This window comes from Stenotrophomonas sp. STEN147 (assembly GCF_056757995.1).
Genome location: NZ_JBRRCG010000013.1, coordinates 59502 through 80704 on the forward strand (window position 1 = coordinate 59502; position 21203 = coordinate 80704).

17 protein-coding genes are annotated in these 21203 nt (G+C 67.1%); 4 read left to right on the forward strand and 13 right to left on the reverse strand.

The genetic code is table 11. The features are described from left to right. Positions 1-34: 34 nt before the first annotated feature. The 3 genes from ACVOKU_RS13490 to ACVOKU_RS13500 form a co-directional block, all read right to left on the reverse strand. The gene (locus tag ACVOKU_RS13490) at positions 35-1393 is read right to left on the reverse strand and encodes a TolC family outer membrane protein (RefSeq protein ID WP_065175111.1); all 1359 of its coding nucleotides are present in this window, start codon (positions 1391-1393) and stop codon (positions 35-37) included. Between the two features lie 16 nt (positions 1394-1409). Beyond that, the gene (locus ACVOKU_RS13495; RefSeq protein WP_053520104.1) at positions 1410-2057 is read right to left on the reverse strand and encodes a protein-L-isoaspartate O-methyltransferase family protein; all 648 of its coding nucleotides are present in this window, start codon (positions 2055-2057) and stop codon (positions 1410-1412) included. Positions 2058-2197: 140 nt separating this feature from the next. After that, the gene (locus tag ACVOKU_RS13500; RefSeq protein ID WP_065175109.1) at positions 2198-2875 is read right to left on the reverse strand and encodes a TetR/AcrR family transcriptional regulator; all 678 of its coding nucleotides are present in this window, start codon (positions 2873-2875) and stop codon (positions 2198-2200) included. Between the two features lie 114 nt (positions 2876-2989). Between ACVOKU_RS13500 and ACVOKU_RS13505 the strand changes: the two genes are divergently transcribed. Further along, entirely contained in the window at positions 2990-4120 is a 1131-nt protein-coding gene (locus ACVOKU_RS13505; protein WP_065175108.1) for an efflux RND transporter periplasmic adaptor subunit, read from the forward strand. A 4-nt stretch (positions 4121-4124) separates the two neighbouring features. Continuing rightward, a complete protein-coding gene (locus ACVOKU_RS13510; RefSeq protein ID WP_481560168.1) occupies positions 4125-7286 on the forward strand; it encodes an efflux RND transporter permease subunit in 3162 nt (1053 codons plus the stop codon). Positions 7287-7444: 158 nt separating this feature from the next. Here the strand turns inward: ACVOKU_RS13510 and ACVOKU_RS13515 are convergent, their stop codons facing one another. Then, entirely contained in the window at positions 7445-8350 is a 906-nt protein-coding gene (locus ACVOKU_RS13515; protein WP_481560169.1) for a LysR family transcriptional regulator, read from the reverse strand. Between the two features lie 117 nt (positions 8351-8467). Between ACVOKU_RS13515 and ACVOKU_RS13520 the strand changes: the two genes are divergently transcribed. Next, positions 8468-9241 carry an SDR family oxidoreductase gene (locus tag ACVOKU_RS13520; RefSeq protein ID WP_481560170.1) on the forward strand — a complete coding sequence of 258 codons (774 nt, stop codon included), beginning with the start codon at positions 8468-8470 and terminating at the stop codon, positions 9239-9241. Positions 9242-9764: 523 nt separating this feature from the next. Continuing rightward, the gene (locus ACVOKU_RS13525; RefSeq protein ID WP_481560171.1) at positions 9765-10751 is read left to right on the forward strand and encodes a hypothetical protein; all 987 of its coding nucleotides are present in this window, start codon (positions 9765-9767) and stop codon (positions 10749-10751) included. Positions 10752-10850: 99 nt separating this feature from the next. Here ACVOKU_RS13525 and leuB read toward each other — a convergent pair whose 3' ends face one another. The 9 genes from leuB to ilvC form a co-directional block, all read right to left on the reverse strand. Then, positions 10851-11912 carry a 3-isopropylmalate dehydrogenase gene (leuB, locus tag ACVOKU_RS13530; RefSeq protein WP_481560172.1) on the reverse strand — a complete coding sequence of 354 codons (1062 nt, stop codon included), beginning with the start codon at positions 11910-11912 and terminating at the stop codon, positions 10851-10853. After that, positions 11902-12480 carry a 3-isopropylmalate dehydratase small subunit gene (gene leuD / locus ACVOKU_RS13535; protein ID WP_053520097.1) on the reverse strand — a complete coding sequence of 193 codons (579 nt, stop codon included), beginning with the start codon at positions 12478-12480 and terminating at the stop codon, positions 11902-11904. Before leuD ends, leuB begins: the two co-directional genes overlap by 11 nt. Next, on the reverse strand, positions 12480-13898 hold the full coding sequence (gene leuC, locus ACVOKU_RS13540; RefSeq protein WP_481560173.1) for a 3-isopropylmalate dehydratase large subunit: 1419 nt from the start codon (positions 13896-13898) through the stop codon (positions 12480-12482). The genes leuD and leuC overlap by 1 nt, the downstream gene beginning before the upstream one ends. Before the next feature lie 60 nt (positions 13899-13958). After that, positions 13959-14735, reverse strand: coding sequence for a class I SAM-dependent methyltransferase (locus ACVOKU_RS13545; protein ID WP_481560174.1), 777 nt, complete (start codon positions 14733-14735; stop codon positions 13959-13961). A 10-nt stretch (positions 14736-14745) separates the two neighbouring features. Beyond that, a complete protein-coding gene (locus tag ACVOKU_RS13550) occupies positions 14746-16332 on the reverse strand; it encodes a 2-isopropylmalate synthase (protein WP_481560175.1) in 1587 nt (528 codons plus the stop codon). After that, positions 16329-17420 (reverse strand): threonine dehydratase, encoded by a 1092-nt coding sequence (locus ACVOKU_RS13555; RefSeq protein WP_481560176.1) that lies wholly within the window; start codon positions 17418-17420, stop codon positions 16329-16331. The genes ACVOKU_RS13550 and ACVOKU_RS13555 overlap by 4 nt, the downstream gene beginning before the upstream one ends. 96 nt (positions 17421-17516) lie before the next feature. Next, on the reverse strand, positions 17517-17780 hold the full coding sequence (locus ACVOKU_RS13560; RefSeq protein ID WP_053520294.1) for an ACT domain-containing protein: 264 nt from the start codon (positions 17778-17780) through the stop codon (positions 17517-17519). After that, on the reverse strand, positions 17764-19500 hold the full coding sequence (gene ilvG, locus ACVOKU_RS13565) for an acetolactate synthase 2 catalytic subunit (RefSeq protein WP_481560177.1): 1737 nt from the start codon (positions 19498-19500) through the stop codon (positions 17764-17766). Before ilvG ends, ACVOKU_RS13560 begins: the two co-directional genes overlap by 17 nt. A 37-nt stretch (positions 19501-19537) precedes the next feature. Continuing rightward, positions 19538-20512: a ketol-acid reductoisomerase gene (ilvC, locus tag ACVOKU_RS13570; protein ID WP_053520296.1), complete on the reverse strand. Its 975-nt coding sequence runs from the start codon at positions 20510-20512 to the stop codon at positions 19538-19540. Positions 20513-21203: the final 691 nt, after the last annotated feature.

Genomic DNA, 21203 nt, shown 5'->3' on the forward strand with positions numbered 1-21203 from the left:
GGTCGGGTGGCTTTCCGTCAACGCGGGTGACGACTTACTGCGTGGTCGTGGCGGGATTGCCAGCGTCCTGGGTCAGCAGGCGATTGATGTCCTGCAGTTCGGCCACGTCCAGCGCGCCCAGCGACTGGCTCAGCAGCAGGCGGTTCTGCAGGAAGGTGTAGCGGGCCTGCGCGTAGTCCAGCTGTGCCGAGAACAGGATGCGCTGGTTCTGGATCACGTCCAGCACCGTACGGGTACCCACTTCCAGGCCGACCTGCGAGGCGTCGTACGCGCTCTGTGCCGAGACGACGGCCAGGCGGCGTGCTTCCACCTCGCTGATGCCCTGCACCAGGGTCTGGTAGGCATTGCGGGTGTTGCGATCCAGCGCGCGCTTCTGCTGCTCGTAGCCATCCTGGGCGATGTCACGCTGGGCCAGCGCCTGGCGCACGCCGGACTGGGTGGCGCCGCCGGCGAAGATCGGCACGCTGAGGGTCAGGCCGATGCTGTTGGTGCGCGCATCCGGGGACAGCGAACCCGAACCGGTGCTGTCGCCCCAGGTCGCGGTCTTGCCCCAGCTGCCGCCCAGCGACAGCGTCGGGTAGTGGGCGCCACGGGCGGCCTGCACGCCAGCCTCGGCCGCGCTGACCTTCAGCTCCTGCGCCTTCAGCGACGGGTTCTGGCTGGTCGCCTGCTGCACCAGTTCATCGATGTTGCCGCGGTTGGCCGGCACTTCGGGACGGAAGTCGGCCGGCAGCCCCTTGAGGTTCAGCACCGGCTGGCCGGTGAGTTCGGTCAGCGCCTGGTAGTTATCGGCCAGGGTGTTCTGCGCGACGATGGTGTTGGCGCGCGCCTGGTCATACTGCGCGCGCGCTTCGTGCACGTCCGTGATCGGCGCCAGGCCCACTTCCAGGCGCTTGTCGGCGAAGTCGAACTGCTTCTTCGCGGCCGCTTCGTTGGTCTGTGCGGCATTCAGCGATTCGATCGCCACCAGCACGTTGAAGTAGGCCGCCGAGGTGCGGACGATCAGGCTGTCGTTGGCCGAATCCAGGGTGAAGTCAGCCGCCTTGCTCAGTTCGCGCTGCGAGCGCAGGTTGTTGATCTGCGTCCAGTTGAACAGGGTCTGCGAACCGTCGATCGTGTAGTTGCGGCGCTTGCTGCTGACCGTGCCGGTATTGGCATCGGCGTTGGCTTCGCTGCGTGTGCGGTTCAGCGTGGCCTGGCCGTTGATCTGCGGAAGCAGGGCAGCGCGCGCCTGCACGGCGCCTTCCTTGTCGTACAGCCGGGTGGATTCGGCGGCCGACAGCTGCGGATCGCCGTTGCGCGCCATCTCGTAGACCTGCAACAGGTCAGCGGCATGGGCAGACAACGGCAGCAGGGCAGTGGCCAGCGCAACAGCGAGGGATCGGCGGATCATTGCGGCTTCCTTGGACTCAGAGGTGGAACTGGGGTGCCGGGGCGGCACCGCGCAGGTAATCGATATCGGTCTCGAACAGGGATTCGGTGCTGCCATCGGCCTTGATCAGAAGCGCTTCCATCGCCGGCGAACGGCCCTGGATCACGAACAGGCGACCACCCGGACGCAGCCACGAGGCGAACTGTGACGGCACCACGTTGACAGCACCAGTGACACAGATCACGTCAAAGCGACGTTCGGTCTGCCACGCCAGCGCGTCAGCCACTTCCACCCGGACGTTGGTACCCAGGCCGGAGGCATCCAGCCGCGCGCGCGCGGCGGTCGCCAGTTCCGGGTCGATCTCCAGGCTCAGCACGTCGCGCGCCAGCGCGCCGATGCAGGCGGCCAGGAAGCCGCTGCCCGTGCCGATCTCCAGCACTTCGTCACCCGGTTGCAGGTCCAGCGCCTGCAGGGTACGGCCCTCGATGACGGGCTTCATCATCTTCTGGCCATTGCCGATCGGCAGTTCAACATCGGCGTAGGCCAGTGCCCGGTGCGCGTCGGCGACAAAGGCCTCGCGCGGCAGGCGGGCCAGGACGTCGAGCACCTTGATGTCCAGCACGTCCCAGGGACGGATCTGCTGTTCCACCATCAGTTCGCGGGCGTGGGCGTAATCAATCGTCATGAGGTTCAAATCCAGCGCAGTGGGCCGGCCATTTTACCGGTGCCGGAGGCCGGCGGCGCGCCCAGAGCATCCGCTGCCGGGGGGCCGGGGTCGCAGTGCCGGAAGTCATCGCGACCACCGGTTCGTTCAGCTTTGCCGTTTCAGCCGGTTCCGGCTCCTCCGGGCGCATAGGCGCGCAGGAAGAAGTCGACGCTGGCCGCCACGTGGGTGACAGGATCGATCTCCACCGATGACAGTGGCATGCCGCACATCATATGCATGTGCACTTCACCCTTGACCAGGGTCAGGAACTGCTGCCCGGCCAGGTGATGGTCGGGAATCTGCAGCTCGCCCCGCTCGCTGCGCGAGCGCAGGAAGTCGGCCAGCGCCTCGCAGGTGCGCTCGGGCCCGGCCTGCCAGAACAGCTCACGCAGGCGTTCGTCGGTCTCCGGGGCCATCATCACCCGTTGGATCGAGATCGCCGCGTCGGAGGTGATCAGCTTGAAGAAGGCCAGGCCGATCCCGATCAGCTGGTCTCGCAGTGGCCCTTCGGCGTCGGCCACGAACAGCGCATCCGGCAGCATCTCGATGCATTTGGACTGCACGGCCTCGGAGAACAGGGTCTCCTTGTCGCCGAAATGGCTGTACACCGTCAGCTTCGACACGCCCGCCTGGGCAGCGATGCTGTCCATGCTCACACCGGTATAGCCCTGTTCGATGAACAGGGTCTTGGCCGCCTCGAGGATCGCCGCGCGCTTGCCAAGATCCTTGGGACGCCCGGGTCCGGCGGCCTTGGCAGCAGGCTTGGCCGACGGCTTGCGGGAAGTGGAAGAACTCATTGCGGTAATACTAGACCAAGCGGTTCGATATTTATACTATACCGGCCAGTTTACTAAATTGGGCCGGACGTTGCGGCTCCCCTGCTGAACTCAGTGTTGTCAGGACGTTGACCGATGAAGATCGTGCGCTGGATGGGCGGTATCGTGTGGGTGGCTGCGCTGGCAGCCTGTTCGGGACAGGAGCAGGCGCCACCGGCGGCCGTGCCGGTGCTGGTGGTGCATCCCGGCGAGCAGGTCGGGCAGGCGCCGGCGGCGTTTCCCGGTACGGTCCGGGCACGCCAGGAGAGCCCGCTGTCGTTCCGCGTCGGCGGCAACCTGGTCAAGCGCCATGTGGACGCCGGCCAACGGGTGAAGAAGGGGGACGTGCTGGCCGAGCTGGATGTCGCCGACTTCGCCCTGCAGGCGCGCGCCTCGCAGGCGCAGCTGGCCGCGGCCGAAGCCGATCTGGTACGCGCCCGCGACGATCTCAAGCGCTACCAGGTGCTGGCCGACCAGCAGCTGGTCAGCCGTTCGCAGCTGGATCAGCAGTCTGCCGCGTTCAAGGCCGCGCAGGGCCAGGCCAACGCGGCCCGGGCCAACCTGGACGTGCTGCGCAACCAGGCCGGCTACGCCCAGCTGCGTGCGCCGGCCGATGGTGTGATCGCCAGCCGTGAGGCGGAAGCCGGGCAGGTGGTGGCCGCGGGCCAGACCATCTTCAACCTGGCCGCAGACGGTGGCCGCGAAGTGCTGATCGACCTGCCGGAAGCCACCATCCGCGACTACGCGGTAGGCCAGCCGGTGGAAGTGGAGTTGTGGAACCGCCCGGGGCAGCGCCTGCCCGGCACGATCCGCGAGATCGCCGCCGCCGCCGATCCGCAGGCGCGGACCTACGCAACCCGGGTCAGCCTGCCCGCCGATGCACTGGCCGATGTCGAGCTGGGGCAGAGCGCGCGCGTGTTCAGCAGCGCCGGCCGCCACGGCACCCTGCAGCTGCCGATGGCCGCTCTCCAGCGCGGTGCAGGTGGCGCAACCAGTGTGTGGGTGGTGGACCCGGCCAGCAGCACGTTGAAATCGGTCACCGTCAGCACGGGCGCCTATGGCATCGACGCCGTGCCGGTGCTGTCCGGCGTGGACGCCGACGACTGGGTGGTGGCTGCGGGCGGCCATCTGCTGCGATCCGGCCAGCAGGTCGTGGCGGTGGACCGGCAGAATCGCCCGGTGCTGAAGCCCGCAGCGCCGGCTGCCGCACCGAAGGCAAAGGAGTAAGCCTGTGCGCCGTTTCAATCTATCCGAATGGGCGCTGGGCAACCGCGCGCTGGTGCTGTTCGCCATGCTCGCCTTCGCCCTCATCGGCGCCTGGTCGTACAAGCATCTGGGCCAGTCCGAGGATCCGCCGTTCACCTTCAAGGTGATGGTGGTACGCACGATGTGGCCGGGCGCGACCGCCGAGCAGGTCTCGCGCCAGGTGACCGAGCCGATCGAGAAGGCGCTGCTCAACACCGGGCAGTACGAGTTCATCCGCTCCTACTCGCGCCCGGGCGAGTCGCAGGTGATCTTCGCGGCCAAGGACAGCCTGCGCTCCAAGGCCATTCCGGACCTGTGGTACCAGGTGCGCAAACGCGTGGGCGACATCAAGCCGAACCTGCCGCGCGAAATCGTCGGTCCGTTCTTCAACGATGAGTTCGGCGACACCTTCGGCAACATCTACGCGCTGACCGGGCAGGGCTTCGACTACGCCGTGATGCGTGACTACGCCGATCGCATCCAGCTGGAACTGCAGCGGGTGCCGGACGTGGGCAAGATCGAGCTGCAGGGCCTGCAGGACGAGAAGGTCTGGATCGAGCTGTCCAACACCAAGCTGGCCACGCTGGGCGTGTCGCTGCAGCAGGTGCAGCAGGCGCTGGCCGACCAGAACGCGATCAGCGCCACCAGCTTCTTCGAGACCCCGACCGATCGTGTGCAGCTGCGCGTGACCGGCCAGTTCCAGAGCATCGATGACATCCGGCGCTTCCCGATCCAGGCCGGCGACCGCACCGTGCACCTGGGCGATATCGCCGAGATCAAGCGCGGCTTCGCCGATCCGGCGTCGCCGAAGATGCGCTTCATGGGTGAGGATGCGATCGGCATTGCGGTCGCGATGAAGGACGGTGGCGACATCCTGAAGCTGGGCTCCACGCTGGATGCCGAGTTCGAGCGCCTGCAGAAGACGCTGCCGGCGGGCATGCACCTGCGCAAGGTCTCCGACCAGCCGCATGCAGTGGAAGAGTCGGTGGGTGAGTTCGTGCAGGTGCTGACCGAAGCGGTGGTGATCGTGCTGCTGGTGAGCTTCTTCTCGCTGGGCCTGCGTACGGGCCTGGTGGTGGGCGTGACCATTCCGCTGGTGCTGGCGATGACCTTCTTCGTCATGCATTACTTCGATATCGGCCTGCACAAGATCTCGCTGGGCGCGCTGGTGCTGGCGCTGGGCCTGCTGGTGGACGATGCGATCATCGCGGTGGAGATGATGGCCACCAAGATGGAACAGGGCTACGACCGCCTGCGCGCGGCCAGCTTCGCCTGGGAATCCACGGCGTTCCCGATGCTCACCGGTACGCTGATCACGGCGGCAGGTTTCCTGCCGATCGCCACGGCGGCGTCAAGCACCGGTGAGTACACCCGCTCGCTGTTCCAGGTGGTGACCATCGCACTGGTGGTGTCATGGATTGCGGCGGTGCTGTTCATTCCATACCTGGGTGACAAGATGCTGCCGGATCTGTTCAATCCGCAGCTGCCCAAGCCGGACAGCCTGGCCGGTCGCTGGCGTGCGAAGCGCCTGGCCTGGGCCGATCGCCATCCGGCGCTGCTGCGCTGGGTCGCACCGAAGGAGCATGCACACGACCACGATCCGTACCAGCGGCCGTTCTACACGCGTTTCCGCCGCTTCCTGGACATGTGCCTGCGCCACCGCTGGTGGGTGATCGCAGCAACGGTGGCCCTGTTCGTGTTCTCGCTGCTGATGTTCCGCTTCGTGCCGCAGCAGTTCTTCCCGGATTCGACCCGCCCGGAACTGATGGTGGATATCGAACTGGCTGAAGGCGCGTCGCTGCAGGCCACGCAGGCGCAGGCCAGCAAGCTGGAAAAGCTGTTGAAGGGCCGTGAGGGCATCGCCAACTACGTGGCCTATGTGGGGACCGGTTCGCCGCGCTTCTACCTGCCGCTGGACCAGCAGCTGCCGGCGACCAACTTCTCGCAGTTCGTGGTGCTCACCGAAGACGCCAAGGCGCGCGAGGCCACGCGCGACTGGCTGCTGAAGGACGTGATCCCGCAGTTCCCGGATGTGCAGATGCGCGTGACGCGGCTGGAGAACGGTCCGCCGGTGGGCTACCCGGTGCAGCTGCGGATCTCCGGCGAGCACATCGAGCAGGTGCAGGCGATCGCGCGCCAGGTACAGGACAAGGTGCGGGAGAACCCGCATGTGATGAACGTGAACCTGGACTGGAGCGAGCCGAGCAAGGTCGTGCGGCTGGTGCTGGACCAGGACCGTGCGCGCGCGCTGGGCGTGAGCAGTGCGCAGGTGAGCCAGCTGCTGGGCACTTCGCTGTCGGGCATGAGCGTGAGCACCTATCGCGAGGGCAATCGCCTGATCGAGATGCTGCTGCGGGGTCCGGAGAACGAGCGCGTGCAGCTGGGCATGCTGGGCAGCCTGGCCATTCCAACCGCCAATGGCACGTCGGTGACGCTCTCGCAGGTGGCGCGCCTGGAGTACGTGTTCGAGGACGGCATCATCTGGCATCGCAACCGCCTGCCGACCGTGACCGTGCGTGCCGATATCGGTGACGGCAGCCAGGCGCTGGACGTGGTGCAGCAGATCCTGCCGACGCTGGATGGCATCCGCGCTGCACTGCCGAGCGGTTACCTGCTGGAAACCGGCGGAACGGTGGAGGATTCGGCACGTGGCCAGGACTCGATCAAGGCAGGCATGCCGCTGTTCCTGATCGTGGTCGCAACGCTGCTGATGCTGCAGCTGCGCAGCTTCTCGCGTGCGGCGATGGTGCTGGTGACGGCACCGCTGGGCATCATCGGCGCGACCTTGTTCCTGCTGCTGTTCCGTGCACCGTTCGGGTTCGTGGCGCTGCTGGGCACGATCGCGCTGGCCGGCATGATCATGCGCAACTCGGTGATCCTGATCGACCAGATCCAGCAGGACATCGATGCCGGGCATGATCGCTGGCATGCGATCATCGACGCGACGGTACGGCGTTTCCGCCCGATCGTGCTGACCGCCCTGGCGGCGGTGCTGGCGATGATTCCGCTGTCGCGCAGCGCGTTCTATGGCTCGATGGCGATCTCGATCATGGGCGGGTTGATCGTGGGTACCGTGCTGACCCTGGTGTTCCTGCCGGCGCTGTATGCGGCGTGGTTCCGGGTGAAGCCGGATGAATCCGGGGCGTAATGCCCCGGGTTCCAGGGCCACCGCCTCTGGCAGGTGCCAACCCGGGTTGGCACGGCGCTTTGCATCCACGCATGCTCGCGGGATCTGCTTTCTGTAGAGCCGAGCCATGCTCGGCTGCTCTTCGCGCGATGATGGGGTGAGTCGAGCATGGCGTGGATCTACTGCAGTTGCAGGCCGCTCCGCAGCAGTGGCACCAGCCACTCCAGGAATACGTGCACGCGCTGTGCCCGATGCTGCCGATGCGGTTGCAGCAGGGTGACCGGCAACGGTTGTGCGACATGCCGTGGCATCACTTCCACCAACGTGCCGGACTGCAGCTCGTCCTGCACGTCATAGCGCGGAATCTGCAGCAGTCCCAGTCCGGCCACGCAGCAGGCGATCGAGGCTTCGGCGCTGTTCACCCGTACCCAGCCCTGCATGGGCAGCGTGCGCAGCTGGGGTCCGTCCTGCCATTCCCATGGTTCCACCCGCGCGGTCGTCGGCGAGGCGTAGTTCACCGCCCGGTGCTGCTGCAGGTCCGCCGGTTGCTGCGGGACGCCGTACGCGCGCAGGTAGGACGGCGCAGCCACGTTGACGAAGTCCAGCGTGCCCAGCGTGCGCGAAACCAGGCTGGAATCGCCCAGCTGGCCGACCCTCAACACCGCATCGCAGCCTTCCTCGATCAGGTTCACTGCGCGGTCGGTCATGCCCAGATTCACCTCCACCTGCGGATAACGGGCGAAGAAGTCAGGCAGCGCCGGCGCCACGATGCGCCGGCCGATGCGGCTGGGTACGTCGATCCTCAGCAGGCCGACCGGCTGCGCGTCCTCCTGGCGGAACAGCGATTCGGCATCTTCGACCTCGGCGATCAGGCGCAGGCAGCGGGCGTGGAACACATCGCCATCGTGGGTGGTGGAGACGCGTCGCGTCGAGCGTTGCAACAGGCGCGTACCCAGCCGTTGTTCCAGCTCGGCGACCGCCGCCGATACCGTGGAACGGGGCAGTCCGAGCTGGTCGGCGGCGCGGGTGAAGCTGGCGCACTCCACCACCCGGCTGAAGATGCGGAAGCGGTCGATCCGATCCATTGTTCGCTCGATCTGGAAAGTTAAGTCAATGTTGCGGGCTTTATCCGCATTTTCCGCACGATATCGTCATCGGGGCAGGGTTGCCATCCCGGACAGCCCCACTCCGAGACCGAAGCCATGACCGACCACTCCCTCAAGGGCAAGACCGTGCTGATCGCAGGCGGTGCCAAGAACCTCGGTGGCCTGCTCGCCCGCGATTTCGCCGCGCACGGCGCCGGGGCCATCGTCATCCATTACAACAGCGATGCCAGCCAGGCCGACGCCGAAGCGACCGTCGCGGCGGTCCAGGCCGCGGGCAGCGAGGCCGTGGCGCTGCAGGGCGACCTGACCTCCGCTGCCGCGATGGAGCGCCTGTTCGCCGACGCTGTCGCAGCCGTCGGCCGTCCCGATGTCGCCATCAATACCGTCGGCAAGGTCCTGAAGAAGCCGATGCTGGAGATCAGCGAAGCGGAGTACGACGAGATGAGCGCGGTGAATGCCAAGGCGGCGTTCTTCTTCCTCAAGGAGGCCGGCCGTCACGTCAATGATGGTGGCCGCATCTGCACCCTGGTGACGTCGCTGCTGGGCGCCTACACGCCGTTCTACTCCAGCTATGCAGGCACCAAGGCGCCGGTGGAGCACTTCACCCGCGCGGCATCGAAGGAGTTCGGCGAGCGGGGCATCTCGGTGACCGCGATCGGTCCCGGGCCGATGGACACGCCGTTCTTCTATCCTGCCGAGAGTGCCGATGCGCAGGCGTATCACAAGACCGCGGCGGCGCTGTCCGCGTTCACCCGCACCGGTCTGACCGACATTGCCGACATCGTGCCGTGGATCCGTTTCCTGGTCACCGACGGCTGGTGGATGACCGGGCAGACGGTGCTGGTCAACGGTGGCTACACCACCAAGTAACCGGGCCACGCCGGGCGAGGCTCCACCGCACTGCACCTGTGGCGCCGAGCCATGCCCGGCTCATGCAACAGCCGCCGGGCATGGCTCGACGCTACAGGTGCCGCCCGGCGGGTCAGGCCAGCTTCGCCAGTACGGCATCGTGACCGCGCCTGCCGGCAGGTCCCGTGAATGAATCCGTAGGTTCTGCCTCGGGCTGGCGTTGTGATCGGAGTGTTTGAAACTTCTTGCATGGATCGGGGCAGAGCGCCAAGGCATCGTGGGCAGGTATGAATATGAATCGGTTCTGCAGGTGCTGCGCTTGTCAATGTCCCCTTCCTTCAACGCCAGGCGCGGTACGCGCGTCGACGCGACGTCCCCGTCAACAGCGGTCAGGTGATCCATGCCGATACCGCTGCTGATGACCTCACGGATTCGCCTGGCTGGTCCCGTCGTGTTGACCTGGATGCTGCTGGTTGCTGGGGCGCCAGCGTTGGCCCGGCCGCCCTCGGACGGATGGACACTGGAGCGCACGGACTCAAGGAAGATGGCCCTGGCCGATCTGGCGGCCATTGTCGAATGCCGTGCCGACCACCGCACAACGATACGTAATCATCTTCTGATCGGCGAGGTGCTGCGGCAGGACCGCGCGCCACTGCCGCGGAAGTACGGTACGTGGCGGGTGCTTGGTGACGAGTACGGACGCACACTCATCGAACTGCCGAAACCGATCAAAGTGCATGGAGTCAGGTCCAGGACGTTGCTGCTTGATACGTTGATAAAGAGGCTCGTTCTGCCACGCGATGCAGGTGAGAGAATCGTTGCGGAACAGCAGTTGCAGGCGGTGCCTATCCCGCCCGCATTCAACCGTGATGAATGGCACCGCAGGCTCCAGCAGCGCACTCCGAGCAACGGCAATGGCCTCACCGCAGAGCAGAGGTTGGTGCTGGACCGGCGTGGAAGTGGCCTGTTGAGCATCGGCTGCGAATACATGCATCGTCAGCGCCCGGATTGGGTCAGTGAGCAGGCCTTCCGTGGGAGCGCACCGGCGGAGCGTGAACGGGCTGCGTTGGCGCTGCTGCCGCGGCTGATGAGCTGCGAGGGGACCATTGAAGATCGCAATTGGCTTGCGACGGTCCTGATCTATCGTCGCTGGGAACCACTGGCGTGGCGACATGACGAGGACGGCCTGGGGACGGAATGGTGGGATCTGCCGCACCCCGTCGACATCGGCGGTTTGAGCGTGCAGCGGCTCTATCGGCGGGATCGCAACTTCCACGTGATACTGGCCCAGGACAGCGCTGCACGGATCGCAAACCGGCTCGGTGCTGCGCAGACCGGGGTGCGCAACGGCAAGGCGGAGTACTCGATCGATCAACCACAGCGCCAGGCCGCAGATGGCTGGCTGGAGCAGAAGCGACTGATGCTGGCAGATATCGGTAATGGCCTGACCGAGCAGGGGTGCTACTTCCGGGAGGCGCTGCCCGAGCTGGGAGATCCCGTCTTCGGTGGCGCAGGGGGCGGGCGCATGTAGGGGCAGCCAGCACGGCGCATCATGCGATGCCCGGATCGTCCGCGCTGCGGTGGGTGCGCGCTGCAAGGTGCCGGGCAGTGCGCCCGGCACCCGGAGGGGTCAGGCCAGCTTCGCCAGCACGGCGTCGGTCGCCGCCGCCGTGCTCACGGCCTGGCCCTTTGCAGCCAGATCAGCAGTGAACACGCCATCATCCAGCACCGCGTGCACGGCCGCCTCCACCGCCGCCGCTTCGGCATCCAGGCCCAGCGAGTGGCGCAGCAGCATGGCCGCGCTGAGGATCGTCGCGTAGGGGTTGGCGATGCCCTTGCCGGCGATGTCCGGTGCCGAACCGTGGATCGGCTCGTAGATGCCGACCGCCCCCGGTTCTCCCAGCGACGCCGACGGCAGCAGGCCCAGTGAGCCGGCCAGCATCGAGGCCTCGTCGGTGAGGATGTCGCCGAACATGTTTTCGGTCACGATCACGTCGTATTCGCGTGGCTTGGCCAGCAGGTGCATCGCCATCGAATCGACCAGCTGGTGTTCCAGCACGACGTCCGGGAACTCCTCGCGGCCGATGCGGGCGGCGACGTCGCGCCACAGGCGGGACGTCTCCAGCACGTTGGCCTTGTCCACCGAGGTCACCTTGCCTCGGCGCTGCTGTGCCAGGCGGAACGCGCTGCGCAGCACGCGCTCGATTTCGGCCACGGTGTAGCGGCAGAGGTCGCTGGCGCTGTCGGCATCGCGGGTCTTGTCGCCGAAGTAGATGCCGCCGGTCAGTTCGCGTACCACCACGAAGTCCACGCCCTTGAGCAGTTCGGCCTTGATCGGCGATGCCCCCAGGGCGGCATCATGGGTACGCACCGGCCGCAGGTTGGCGTACAGGCCCAGCGCCTTGCGGATCGCCAGCAGGCCCTGCTCGGGGCGCACCTTGGCGTTCGGGTCGGACCACTTCGGTCCACCCACTGCACCCAGCAGCACGGCATTCGCAGCCTGGCATGCGGCGAGGGTCGCGGCGGGCAGGGGCTCGCCATGGCGATCGATGGCGATGCCACCGATATCGTGCTCGCTGAACGTGAAGGTGTGGTTGAAGCGTTCGCCGATGGCTTTCAGGACCGCAACCGCAGCGGCGGCCACTTCCGGGCCGATGCCATCACCGGGGAGTACAACGATCTCAGCGTGCATGCTCACTCTCGTAACGTTCGATGTCAGGGACGCGGCCCAGCAGATAACCCAGTTGATCGACGCCTTCCAGCAGGCAGGTCTGCGAGAAGCCATCCAGCGGGAAGGAGTAGACCCGGCCATCCGGCGTACGCAGCTCGCGTGCCGCCACGTCGATGGTCAGTTCGTCGTCGGGGCGCTGCATCAGCGCCTGAACGTCGGCTTCGTCCAGGACGATCGGCAGCAGGCCGTTCTTCAGTGAGTTGCCACGGAAGATGTCGGCGATCTCGCTGCTGACGATGGCGCGCAGGCCCAGGTCGGTCAGCGCCCACGGCGCGTGCTCGCGCGAGGAACCACAGCCGAAGTTGCGGCCCGCCAGCAGGATGCTGCGGCCGGCGTTGTGCGGCTGGTTGAAGGCGAAATCGGCCACCGGCGAACCATCGGACTGCCAGCGCCAGTCATTGAACGCGTTGCGGCCCAGTCCGGCACGCTCGGTGGTGGACAGGAACCGGGCCGGAATGATCTGGTCGGTGTCGATGTTGGTCTGGCGCAGTACGACGCTGGACGAGGTCAAGGTGCGGAAACCGGCCATTACGCCACCTCCTGCGCGAACAGTTCGCGGGTATCGGCCACGTGGCCCTTCACCGCCGCCCAGGCGGCGCTCATCGGCGAGGCCAGCAGTGTGCGCGAGCCCGGCCCCTGGCGGCCCTCGAAGTTGCGGTTGCTGGTACTCACTGCCAGTTGGCCGGGGGCGACCAGATCACCATTCATGGCGATGCACATCGAGCAGCCCGGCGCGCGCCATTCGGCACCGGCTGCACGCACGATCTCATCGATACCCTCCGCTTCGGCCTGGCGCTTGACGATCTCCGAGCCCGGTACCACCAGCATGCGCACGCGCTCGGCGACGCGGCGGCCGCGCAGCACCTGTGCCACTTCGCGCATGTCGCTGAGGCGGCCGTTCGTGCACGAACCGACGAACACGACATCGACCGGCGTGCCGGCCAGTGCCTGGCCGGCCTGGAAGTGCATGTAGTCCAGGCCCTTCTGCGCGGCGGCGTCGTTGGCCGCAGGAATCGGCACATCGACCGCGATGGCGGTGCCGGGATGCGTGCCCCAGGTCAGGGTCGGACGGATGTCGGCTGCATCGATGTGGACTTCGCTGTCGAAGCGCGCGCCTTCATCGCTGCGCAGTTCCTGCCAACGGGCCACGGCCGCCTCGAAATCGGCGCCCTTGGGGCCGCGTGGCGTGTTGGCGACGAAATCGAAGGTGACCTGGTCCGGTGCCACCATGCCCGCGCGCGCGCCGGCCTCGATGGACATGTTGCACAGGGTCATGCGCTGCTCCATGTCCATCGCTTCGATGGTGCTGCCACGGAACTCGATCACATGGCCGGTGCCGCCGTTGACGCCGATCACACCGATGATGTGCAGGACCACGTCCTTCGCGCCGACGCCCGGCGCCAGGGGGCCGTCGACCGTGATTGCCAGCGTCTTCGCCTTCCGCTGCAGCAGGCACTGTGTTGCCAGCACATGACCCACTTCGCTGGTGCCGATGCCGAAGGCCAGCGAGCCGAACGCACCATGGGTGGAGGTATGGCTGTCGCCGCAGACGATGGTCATGCCGGGCTGGGTAAAACCCTGCTCGGGCGCGATGACATGGACGATGCCCCGGTTGTCCGAGCTCATGTCGAACAGTTCGATGCCGTGCTCGCTGCAGTTGCGCGCAAGCGTGGCGACCTGCGCCTCGGAGGCGGCGCTGGCGTACGGCAGCCGGCCGTCGGCGGTGGCCGGCAGGGTCGGCGTGGAATGATCCATCGTCGCCTTGGTGCGGTCCGGCCGGCGTGGGCGGAGACCGCGTTCGCGCAGCTCGGTGAACGCCTGCGGCGATGTCACCTCGTGGATCAGGTGCAGGTCGATGTACAGCACCGCAGGGGCGCTGTCGGATTCGGGAACGACCACGTGGGCGTCCCACAGTTTGTCGTACAGGGTGCGGGGTGCGGAGGTCATGCGGTTGCCTGGCAGAAGTACGATTGAACGAACATCGGGAAATAACGGGAAAGGGTCAAGTCAACGGCGGCGCGCGAGGACGCGCAGGCGCACGTAGTCAGCCAGCGGCTGGCCCGCCGCGTTGCGGGGCAGGTCGGCCAGCAGGGCCGCGGCGGCCTCGCGAACGGTGGCTCGGGCCCCGACCGGCAGGTCGTCCAGCAGCGGTGCGGCGAACACCCGCAGCCATCCTGCCACGCCGGTCGGCAGTGCGGTGGGGCGCGGCAGGCATTCGATCAGCTGCACCTGGAAGCCGTGCTGGCGCAGGCGGTCGGCGTAGGCGTCGGCGGTCGGGAAATACCACTGGAAACCGCTGGCGCCATGGCCATGCGCGGCACGTGCGGCCTGCACCGCGGCGATGATGGTCGCCACGTTGCCATGGCCACCGAACTCGGCCACGAAGCGGCCGCCGGGACGCAGTGCACGGCGCACGCCTTCCAGCACGGCGTCGGGGTGACGCATCCAATGCAGCGCGGCGTTGCTGAACACCGCGTCGAACGCGCCATCGAAGGACAGGGCATGGCCGTCCATCACCTGCGCATCGACGCCGCGCGCGCGGGCGGCGATCACCAGTTCCGGCGACGCGTCCACGCCGTGGATGCGTGCACCGCTCAACGCCAGTTCACTGCTGAGCACCCCATCGCCACAGCCCAGATCGAGGATGTGCTCACCGGCGCGCGGGTCGAGCAGGCGCGACACCGCGCCGCCGAGCAGCGGCACGAAACCGGCATCGATCGCATAGTCCTGGGCGTTCCACTGCTGGCCCGCCGTAGCGGACGTGGTCGTGTCGAAGGCGCTCATGTCAGGTTTCTCAGGCGGTGGCAGGGGTGGCGGTTTCGCTGACGCTGCTGGCGGCAGCCTGGCGTTGGCGCAGCAGCCGGTTGGCAACGTCCAGCCAGGCCAGCGCAGAGGCTTCGATGATGTCCTTGCTGGTGCCGGTGCCGTCGTATTCGATGCCGTCGTGGCGCACGCTCAGGTTGGCCTCGCCGCGTGCATCGGCACCGATGCCGACGCTGTGCACGTGATAGCTGTCGAGCATCAGCTGCACGCCGGTGGCGGCCGACAACGCGCCGAACAGCGCGTCCACCGGACCATCGCCCTGCGCGGTCTCGGCCACGCGGTTGCCGTCCGGGTCGGACAGCTCCACCAGTGCATTGGCGCGACTGCCGACATCGCTGATGGTCATCGAGGCCAGGCGATAGCCCTGTGCATTGGCGCCGCCCTGCATCAAGGTCTGCAGGTCGGCATCGGTGACCACCCGCTGCTGCTCGCACAGGCCCTTGAACTGTTCGAACACCAGCTTCAGCTCTTCTTCGTCCAGCCAGAAGCCCAGCGCACGCAGGCGCGCTTCGACGGCGGCGCGGCCACTGTGGCGGCCCAGCACCATCTGCGAATCCTCCCAGCCCACGTCTTCCGGGCGCATGATTTCGTAGGTGCCGCGATGGCGCAGCATGCCATGCTGGTGGATGCCCGATTCATGGGCGAAGGCATTGGCGCCGACGATGGCCTTGTTGCGCTGCACCGGCATGCCGACCAGGCGCTGCAGCAGCTGCGAGGTGCCGACGATGCGCGGGGTGTTGATCGCGGTGTCCTGCTCGTAGAAGGCCTGGCGCACCTTCAGCGCCATCGCGATTTCTTCCAGCGAGCAGTTGCCGGCGCGTTCACCGATGCCGTTGACGGTGCACTCGACCTGGCGGGCGCCGCCCTCGATGGCGGCCAGGGAATTGGCCACAGCCAGTCCCAGGTCGTTGTGGCAGTGCGCGCTGAAGATCACATTGGCGGCATTGGGCACGTCGGCCACGCCGGCAATGACCTGCTGGAACATCGCGCGGATTTCCTCCGGCGTGGTGAAGCCGACGGTGTCGGGCAGGTTGATGGTGGTGGCGCCGGCGGCGATGGCCGCGCGCGAGACCTCGATCAGGTAGTCCAGCTCGGTGCGGGTGGCATCTTCGGCCGAGAACTCGACATCGTCGATGTAGGAACGGGCCAGCGATACATGCTTGCGTACCGACTCCAGCACCTGCTCGCGGGTCATCCGCAGCTTGTGCTCGCGGTGCAGCGGGCTGGTCGACAGGAACACGTGCAGGCGCGGGTTGGCCGCGGCTTCCAGGGCACGTGCCGAGGTCTCGATATCGGCCTGCAGGCAGCGCGACAGCACGGCCAGGCTCAGGCCCGGACGGCGCAGTTCGCGGCCGATCAGGGCCATCGCTTCGCGGTCGGACTGCGAGCTGGCCGGGAAGCCGGTCTCGATGATGTCCACGCCCAGTTCGTCCAGCGCACGCGCCATCACCAGCTTCTGCGGTGGGCTCATGCTGCAGCCGGGGGACTGCTCGCCGTCACGCAGGGTGGTGTCGAAGATGCGGATGCGCGGGGTGGTAATTCGTTCGATGGTGGTCACAGGGAGATCTCCTCGACAACAGGTGCAACGGCGTGCAGGGGGGAAGGGGGGGCAGCAGTGGTGGGCGTGACGCTGGTCCGTGCCGGCGGGCGGGGCGTCTCGGCGCGACGCCGTCGCGGCTTGCGCGGCGGGCGTGGGCGGATGTCGGTCAGCAGGCCGGCCAGCACGCCGGCATCGATGTTGCCGCCGGAGACCACGGCGCACTTGCGGCGCCCGGCGATGCGTCGACCGGCAGCCAGTGCCAGCGCGCCCGCGCCTTCGGCGATGATGTGTTCTTCCAGTGCCAGGCGCACCAGCGTTTCACGCAGTTCGGCCTCGCGCACGATCACCACGTCGTCCAGCAGCGAACTGCACAGGCGACGGGTCAGGAAGCCGGGGATCTTCACCCGCACGCCATCGGCCAGCGATGCCACCGGGGCGATCTCGCGGACATCGCCGTGGATCGCACGGGCCATCGAGTCCACGCCTTCCACCTGTGCACCAATCACGCGCACGCCCTGCGACTTGAGCGCCAGGGCAACACCGGCGGCCAGGCCACCACCGCCGATCGGTACGATCACCACGTCCGGCGCGTGCGCGGCCAGCTCGATGCCGACCGTCCCCTGGCCGGCGATCACGTCGGCGTCATCGAAGGCGGACAGGAAGCGATAGCCATGACGCTGCGCCAGTTCGACGGCGAAGGCGCAGGCCTCGTCATAACTGTTGCCGTGCTGGCGTACGGTGGCCCCCCAATGGGCGACACCGGCGATCTTGGTTGCCGGTGCACCGTGCGGCATCACGGTGATCGCGGGGACATCCAGCCGGTAGGCGGCCCAGGCAACGCCCTGGGCATGATTGCCCGCCGAGGCGCAGATCACGGGGCGGCTGTCACCGCGCTCGCGGCCGGCCAGCAGGGCATTCAACGCCCCGCGCACCTTGTAGGAGCCGGTCCGCTGCAGATTCTCCAGCTTCAGCCAGGTGCCGAAGCGTTCGGCATGATGCAGTGGCGTGGGCGGCAGGAAGCGGCGCAGGCGTGCCTGCGCGGCCAGGACATCGGCGACGCTTACGTCGCCGACATCACTTTCCTTGCTGGTATCAGCGGCCGGCATGGGCCACCGGTGCGGTGTGCGCGACCACCGCATGCGGGTGCGGGCGGCGAAGAAGACGCCTCCGTACCGGCACCGTGGTCACAACGGTACGGGTGTTCATTGCGATACTCCTTCGATGCTGCTGTCTACCGGCGTCAGCTCCACCGATACGCAGTCGTAGATCTTTTCGATCTGCCGGCACAGCGTCTCCGCCGGTCGCTGGCCGTCCACGACCAGCTGCAGGTGCCAGCGTCCGTCATCGGCGGCGTCCGGAGCACCGCTGATCGAACGCGGCGCGAAGCCACGGCGCTCGGCCATGCCGATCACGCGCAGCAGCGCGCCTTCGGCCGGCTGCAGCACCAGGTCAAGCCGGTATTGCATTGGGAATCTCCTGGCGGGCATGGGCTGGATTGCTTTCCAGCATGGTGCTGTTGGCGGTGTTCGGCGGCACCAGCGGCCACACGTTGGCGCGCGCGTCGATGGCTACGTGCAGCAACGCCGGGCCCGGCTCGGCCAGCAGCGCGGCCAGGCCGCCTTCGACGTCATCGCGCGAATCGATGCGGCTGGCGGCGATGCCGAACACCTGGGCCAGGGCGACGAAATCCGGGTTGTCGGACAGATCGATCTCGCTGTAGCGCTCGGCGAAGAACAGCTCCTGCCACTGCCGGACCATGCCCAGCGAGCTGTTGTCCAGCAGCACGATCTTCACCGGCAGGCGGCACCGGGCGATGGTCGCCAGCTCCTGCACGTTCATCATGAAGCTGCCATCGCCGGACACCAGCACCACGGTGCGCTCCGGGCAGGCAAACTGCGCGCCCATCGCCGCCGGCAGGCCGAAGCCCATCGTGCCCAGCGCGCCGCTGGTCAGATGGTTGCGCGGATGATTGAAACGACAATGCTGGGCCACCCACATCTGATGCTGGCCGACGTCGCAGGCAATCACCGTGTCGGCGGGTGCCAGTTCGCTCAGGCGCTTCAGCAGCGCGGGTGCGTAGATGTGCTGGCCAGGCGCGTCGTAGCGGGCGGCGAAGCGGTCGCGATGCTGCGCACAGCGGCTGCGCCATGCGTCCTGATGGGCCCTGGGGGAGGGGAAGGCCGCATGCAGGGCACGGATGGCGTGGCCGACATTGCCGGGCACGGCGACGTCGGCGCTGCGCAGCTTGGAGATCTCGTACGCATCGGCATCGATATGGACCACGCGCGCGAACGGAGCGAACTCCGCCAGCTTGCCGGTGGCGCGATCATCGAAGCGTGCGCCCAGCACCAGCAGCAGGTCGCTTTCCTGCACCGCCATGTTGGCAGCGCGGGTGCCGTGCATGCCCAGCATGCCCAGCGACTGCGGATGGTGTGCCGGCAGAGCGCCCAGTCCACGCAGGGTCATCACCGTGGGAATGCCACTGGCCTCGACGAAATCGCGCAGATCCTGCACCGCATCGCCCAGTGCGATGCCGCCGCCGGCATACACCACCGGCTTCTCCGCCGCCGCCAGCGCTGCGATGGCGGCGGCGATGGCGGCGTCGGTGGCTGCCGGCGGCGGTTCGACGCTGCTCGGCACATGCACCGGCAGGTGACTGGCATCGGCCACCTGCACGTCCTTGGGCAGGTCGATCAGCACCGGGCCGGGACGTCCTTCGCGGGCAATGCGGAAGGCATCGGCGACCACGCGGGGCAGGTCATCGACGCTGCGTACCAGCCAGCTGTGCTTGACGATGGGCATCGTCAGCCCGAACACATCCAGCTCCTGGAAGGCGTCGGTACCCAGCAGGGGCGTACCGACCTGGCCGGTGATGCAGACCATCGGCACCGAGTCCAGCATCGCATCGGCGATACCGGTGACCAGGTTCGATGCGCCGGGGCCGGAGGTGGCCACGCAGACGCCCACCTGGCCGCTGGCGCGCGCGAAACCGTTGGCGGCCAGCGCCGCGCCCTGCTCGTGCCGCACCAGGATGTGCTTCAACGACGAATCCACCAGCGCGTCGTAGAACGGCATGATGGTGCCGCCGGGATAGCCGAACAGCGTGCGGACGCCTTCGGCCTCCAGTGCCTGGGTCAGCCAGCGCGCCCCGTTGGGTGGCGCGCTGCGGTGTGTGGAAGAGTTCATGGGGGACCTTGCAAGCGGGTGGGGGAGGGCCGCGTGGTTACGCGGCCTGTCCTTGCAACCAGACCATCTTGGCGCGCAGTTCCTTGCCTACCTTCTCGATCGGATGCTCCAGGTCGGCCTGCTTGAACCGGTTGTAGTTCGGCAGGCCCGCTTCGTACTCGGCCACCCAGTTCTTGGTGAAGGTGCCGTCCTGGATGTCCTTCAGTACTTCCTTCATGCGCTCCTTGGTGCCGGCATCGATCACCCGCGGACCGCTGACGTAGTCGCCGTACTGCGCCGTTTCGGAGATGAATTCCAGCATGCGCGAGATGCCGCCTTCGTAGAACAGGTCCACGATCAGCTTCAGTTCGTGCAGCACTTCGTAATAGGCGATCTCGGGCTGGTAGCCGGCTTCCACCAGGGTCTCGAAACCGGCCTGTACCAGCGCCGAGGCGCCACCGCACAGCACCGCCTGCTCACCGAACAGGTCGGTCTCGGTTTCTTCCTTGAAGGTGGTCTGGATCAGATTGGCGCGGGCGCCACCGAGACCGGTCGCATAGGCCTGCGCATGCTGCGCGGCCTGGCCGCTGGTGTCCTGGTAGACCGCCCAGATGCACGGAACGCCACGGCCGATCTCGTACTCGCGACGCACCAGCGCGCCCGGGCCCTTCGGTGCGACCAGGACCACGTCCAGGTCGGCGCGCGGCTCGATCATGCCGTAGTGGACATTGAGGCCGTGGGCGAACAGCAGGCACGCGCCCTGCTTCATGTTGGGCGCCAGCACGTCGTTGTAGAGCTTCTTCTGCACCATGTCCGGAGTCAGCACGGCGACCAGGTCGGCATCCTTCACCGCATCGGCGGGAGCCACGACGGTGAAGCCATCGGCCTGGGCCTTGGCTTCGGTCGGGCCGCCCGGCCGCAGGCCTACCACCACATCGAAGCCGGATTCGCGCAGGTTCAGTGCGTGGGCGCGGCCCTGGCTGCCGTAGCCGATGACGGCGATCTTGGTCTGGGGCAGGTCGTTGGTGCTCATGGGGGAGGTTCCTTGCGGTGGGAAGAAAAAAGAACGGCCGGTCGTCGAAGCGACGTACCGGCCGGTCAGGGGAAAGCGGTGGAGGAGGGGCCGCGCATCGCACAGGAACGGCCGCCACGAGGCATCGTGGTGCAGCAGGTCCGGGTTTTGCAGAAGGCGGTGGTCATGGTGGTTGCGTCTGAAACCAGGTCTTGAAATGAAAAAACCCGCACCTGGGCGGGTGCGGGTTTTTGATCGAGTTCCGGTGTGTTCTATCTGCTTACACGCTGGCTCGTCCCGCACCTGTTGGTTGGGTAATAAGTACGAGCACAAGAATCGAACGCAGCGACGCGGCGCCGATGTCGGCGGCGTCGATGTGGGTTCGCGGTGGTGTGTTGTGTTGCAGCATGTGATCGAGAGAAACACAGCTGTTTTGACGATGTCAACCCTTGTCGGGGTGATTCCAGGCACTTTCCGCTGCGTCCAGCGGAATCGCTTGTGGCGCAAGGATGGTTGCCGCTGAAAGTGTTTCGGTGAACCCGAATTCACTCCTTTCACCAAGGTTTTTGCGCGGATTTCGGGGGTTCTGCCCGCCGGGCATGACCCGGTGCCGGCAGCGTTCGCCGCGGCCGCCTCGCCCCATGACCTCTGCCCGATACCGTGTGAAGGCCGCAGAGGCGATGATCGGTGCTACCACCCTTCCATCGGAACC

Bases quoted from the DNA above. Each gene is read 5' to 3' on its own strand.
- ACVOKU_RS13505 (WP_065175108.1), top strand. From the start codon at position 2,990: ATGAAGATCGTGCGCTGGATGGGCGGTATCGTGTGGGTGGCTGCGCTG.
- leuD (WP_053520097.1), bottom strand. From the start codon at position 12,480: ATGGCCGGTTTCCGCACCTTGACCTCGTCCAGCGTCGTACTGCGCCAG.
- ilvC (WP_053520296.1), bottom strand. From the start codon at position 20,512: ATGAGCACCAACGACCTGCCCCAGACCAAGATCGCCGTCATCGGCTAC.
- leuB (WP_481560172.1), bottom strand. From the start codon at position 11,912: ATGCACGCTGAGATCGTTGTACTCCCCGGTGATGGCATCGGCCCGGAA.
- ACVOKU_RS13520 (WP_481560170.1), top strand. From the start codon at position 8,468: ATGACCGACCACTCCCTCAAGGGCAAGACCGTGCTGATCGCAGGCGGT.
- ACVOKU_RS13545 (WP_481560174.1), bottom strand. From the start codon at position 14,735: ATGAGCGCCTTCGACACGACCACGTCCGCTACGGCGGGCCAGCAGTGG.
- ACVOKU_RS13525 (WP_481560171.1), top strand. From the start codon at position 9,765: ATGGCCCTGGCCGATCTGGCGGCCATTGTCGAATGCCGTGCCGACCAC.
- ACVOKU_RS13560 (WP_053520294.1), bottom strand. From the start codon at position 17,780: ATGCAATACCGGCTTGACCTGGTGCTGCAGCCGGCCGAAGGCGCGCTG.
- leuC (WP_481560173.1), bottom strand. From the start codon at position 13,898: ATGACCTCCGCACCCCGCACCCTGTACGACAAACTGTGGGACGCCCAC.
- ACVOKU_RS13515 (WP_481560169.1), bottom strand. From the start codon at position 8,350: ATGGATCGGATCGACCGCTTCCGCATCTTCAGCCGGGTGGTGGAGTGC.
- ACVOKU_RS13500 (WP_065175109.1), bottom strand. From the start codon at position 2,875: ATGAGTTCTTCCACTTCCCGCAAGCCGTCGGCCAAGCCTGCTGCCAAG.
- ACVOKU_RS13555 (WP_481560176.1), bottom strand. From the start codon at position 17,420: ATGCCGGCCGCTGATACCAGCAAGGAAAGTGATGTCGGCGACGTAAGC.
- ACVOKU_RS13495 (WP_053520104.1), bottom strand. From the start codon at position 2,057: ATGACGATTGATTACGCCCACGCCCGCGAACTGATGGTGGAACAGCAG.
- ilvG (WP_481560177.1), bottom strand. From the start codon at position 19,500: ATGAACTCTTCCACACACCGCAGCGCGCCACCCAACGGGGCGCGCTGG.
- ACVOKU_RS13490 (WP_065175111.1), bottom strand. From the start codon at position 1,393: ATGATCCGCCGATCCCTCGCTGTTGCGCTGGCCACTGCCCTGCTGCCG.